Source organism: Aminiphilus sp. (assembly GCF_029975095.1).
Lineage (GTDB): Bacteria > Synergistota > Synergistia > Synergistales > Aminiphilaceae > Aminiphilus.
In genome coordinates this window covers 1-3,284 of sequence record NZ_JARKPW010000239.1, presented here as the reverse complement: position 1 = coordinate 3,284, position 3,284 = coordinate 1, and the positions used below count along the sequence as shown (strand labels likewise).

Sequence of the window (3,284 nt, the reverse complement as noted above, 5' to 3'; positions counted from 1 at the left end):
AATCAACAAAATTCCGGACACGCTCGGTACGGCGGTCAGCATCGTCACCATGGTCTTTGGTAACCTCGGGGACGATTGTGGTACTGGAGTGTGCTTCACTCGGAATCCCTCTACGGGGGAGAAAAAACTCTACGGTGAATTTCTCATAAACGCTCAAGGCGAGGATGTGGTTGCGGGCATCCGGACACCCGAGCCCATTGACGAACTCGACGGTAAAATGCCCAAGATTGCGGCGGAACTGAGAGCGATAGCCAACCAGTTGGAACTCCACTACAAGGACATGCAGGACATCGAGTTCACCGTGGAGCGGGGGAAGCTCTACATGCTCCAGACCAGAAACGGAAAACGTACGGCCAAGGCAGCGGTACACATTGCGGTGCGCATGCTCGAAGAAGGAATCATCTCCAGCGCTACGGCTGTGACAAGGGTTACACCGGAACAGGTTGAACAACTGCTTCACCGTCAGGTAGATCCCGATGCTGTTCTCGATGTTCTCGCCAAGGGGCTTCCCGCGTCACCCGGAGCGGCCGTGGGGAGCGTCGTCTTTGATGCTGACGAGGCAGAGCAGCTCGGCAAAGAGGGTAAGGCGGTCATTCTCGTTCGCCCTGAGACCACTCCCGATGACATCCATGGTCTGTTCGCCGCGCAGGGAATTCTGACGAGCCACGGCGGCATGACAAGTCATGCCGCCGTCGTTGCCAGGGGGCTTGGGAAACCCTGTGTTTCCGGTTGCGAGGCCCTGGAGATCGATCTGGCGGGAAACTGTTTCCGTGTCGGTGGAAAAACCGTCCGCCGAGGGGATGTCATCACTGTTGACGGTTCTCGTGGAAGGGTGATGATCGGCGAGGTTCCCCTCGTTCAGCCTTCCTTTGACGAGGACTTCCGGAAACTTCTCGCCGAGGCGGACAAGCATGCAGTTCTCCAGGTCTGGGCGAATGGAGACACTCCCGAAGATGCCAGGAGGGCGCGGAATTTCGGTGCGAAGGGTATCGGGCTGTGTCGCACGGAACATATGTTCATGGCAGGGGAGCGCCTGCCGGTCATGCAGGAGATGATCATCGCCGCGTCCCGCGAAGAGCGCATGCGAGCCCTCGATAAATTGCGAGTCATGCAGACCGAGGACTTTCTAGGTATCTTGGACGCGATGGAGGGATATCCTGTCACGATACGCCTTCTGGACCCGCCGCTTCACGAGTTTCTGCCCAAGGAAAACGAGCTTCGGGATCGCCTTCGCGAGCTGACGGCAGCGCCATCTCCCGAGAACAACGCGGAAGCGGAGGAGATCCAGAAAACCCTGGCGAAAGCGCTTTCTTTGAAAGAAGTCAATCCCATGCTGGGTTTTCGAGGATGTCGCCTCGGTATCATCTTTCCTGAAATATACGAGATGCAAATCCGTGCCATTTTCGATGCCGCCTGCGAGCTTGTCAAACAGGGAAAGAATGTTCTTCCTGACGTGATGCTTCCTCTCATTGGAACGCAGGAGGAAATGAAACGACTGAAGAAAATGGTGGACGACCTCGCCGCCGAAATCATGGAAAAGCACAAGACCTCTGTACATTACCTGGTCGGGACGATGATCGAAGTTCCCCGGGCGGCACTTATCGCGGACGAACTGGCGGCATACGCCTCATTCTTCAGTTTCGGCACGAACGATCTGACGCAAACGACCTTCGGATATTCAAGAGACGATGCGGAGGGGAAATTTCTCGCCGAATATGTGCGGCTCCATGTTTTGCCGGAAAACCCTTTCCACGTCCTCGACCGTACCGGCGTCGGCCGGCTCATGCGCATTGCCGTGGATGATGGAAGAAGGGTTCGATCGGACATTCAAATCGGCATCTGTGGTGAACACGGCGGTAATCCCGAGAGCATCGCCTACTGTCATGAGCTCGGGCTTCTCTACGTGAGTTGCTCTCCCTTCAGAATCCCTGTGGCCCGTCTCGCCGCCGCTCATGCCGCGCTGGCGGATATCGTCCCGAAGAAGTGAGCCACGGGAAGTAGTGCATTGTATACTTTTGGGGCGGGGGTACCGTGCGAAAGAGGTTCTGCGATTGCCCCTGTTCATGCATAAAAAACGAACGACAGGACCCGGGGATTTCCCCCGGGTCCTGTCGTAGGCTAGGAGGATGACACGCTCATGAACATCAGGGAACGCTGGGAAGACGTGGAGAACAACATTCTCGCCCCCTGGGCGTCGAAGAGTGCGGACTCGAAGGGAAGGGCTCGCCAGGAACCCCCCTGTCCTCTGCGGACCTGTTACCAGAGGGATCGGGACAGAATTGTCCACAGTAAGGCATTTCGAAGGCTCAAACACAAGACACAGGTCCTGCTCCTGCCCGAGGGCGACCATTTCCGCACGCGTCTCACCCACACCCTTGAAGTTTCCCAAATTGCGAGAACACTTTCCAGGGCCTTGCGTCTCAACGAGGATCTGACCGAGGCGATCGCCCTGGGACATGATCTAGGGCATACTCCCTTCGGCCACATGGGAGAACGGGTGCTTGACAAATTGGCGAAAGAGCATGGTGTACAAGAAGGATTCCACCACGCCTCCCAAAGTCTCCGTGTCGTCGTTCATCTCGAGAACGACGGGAAAGGCCTCAATCTCACTCAGGAAGTTCTTGACGGAATTCTTCGCCATTCCAAGGGACAGACCTCGTTTCGGGACAGATTGTGGTCGGACATGCCCATTACGTATGAAGGACGTGTCGTTCGTCTTGCGGACTCCATTGCCTATCTGAACCACGATCTCGATGACGCGCTTCGAGCCGAACTGCTTCATCCGGAGGATATTCCTCCCTTCGTTTTCCGTGATCTCGGCGCGACGCACGGACAACGGATAGGGAGCATCGTGGAAGATGTCGTGGCATGCAGTGGAGAAGGTGGGGTTGTCATGAGCGATTCCATGCTGGACCTCGTCGAGGAACTCAGATCGTTCCTCTATTGTCGAGTCTATGCGGATGAGCGGGCAAAGCGGGAAGAACCTCGGGTCGAACATGTTTTGAGAACGCTCTTTACGATACTGTTGGAGGAAAAGAGAGAGAAAAAAAACATGGAGGAGCGACAGGGCGTTGTTTCCCTTCTCGATTTTCTCTCGGGGATGAGTGATCGCTATGCCCTGTTCCTCTTTGAGAAAATCGTCGTCCCTTCTCCGTGGCCGCTGGAAAAGGGACGACAAACGAGCAACAGAGGCTCCTGATTTCGAAGGGACTTCCCCCGGAGAGAGGTCAATTGCCTCCCAGTCCATATTCTTTGAGTAATTCCTGGTAGCGTGCCTCCACTTG

2 protein-coding genes are annotated in these 3,284 nt (G+C 55.9%); both read left to right on the top strand.

Annotated elements, in window-relative coordinates:
- Positions 1–1,987 (top strand): pyruvate, phosphate dikinase (ppdK, locus tag Q1K49_RS14690; RefSeq protein WP_300526715.1); only part of this gene is annotated, 1,987 nt, incomplete at its 5' end.
- Positions 1,988–2,137: 150 nt separating this feature from the next.
- Entirely contained in the window at positions 2,138–3,199 is a 1,062-nt protein-coding gene (locus tag Q1K49_RS14685) for a deoxyguanosinetriphosphate triphosphohydrolase (protein WP_300526714.1), read from the top strand.
- Positions 3,200–3,284: the final 85 nt, after the last annotated feature.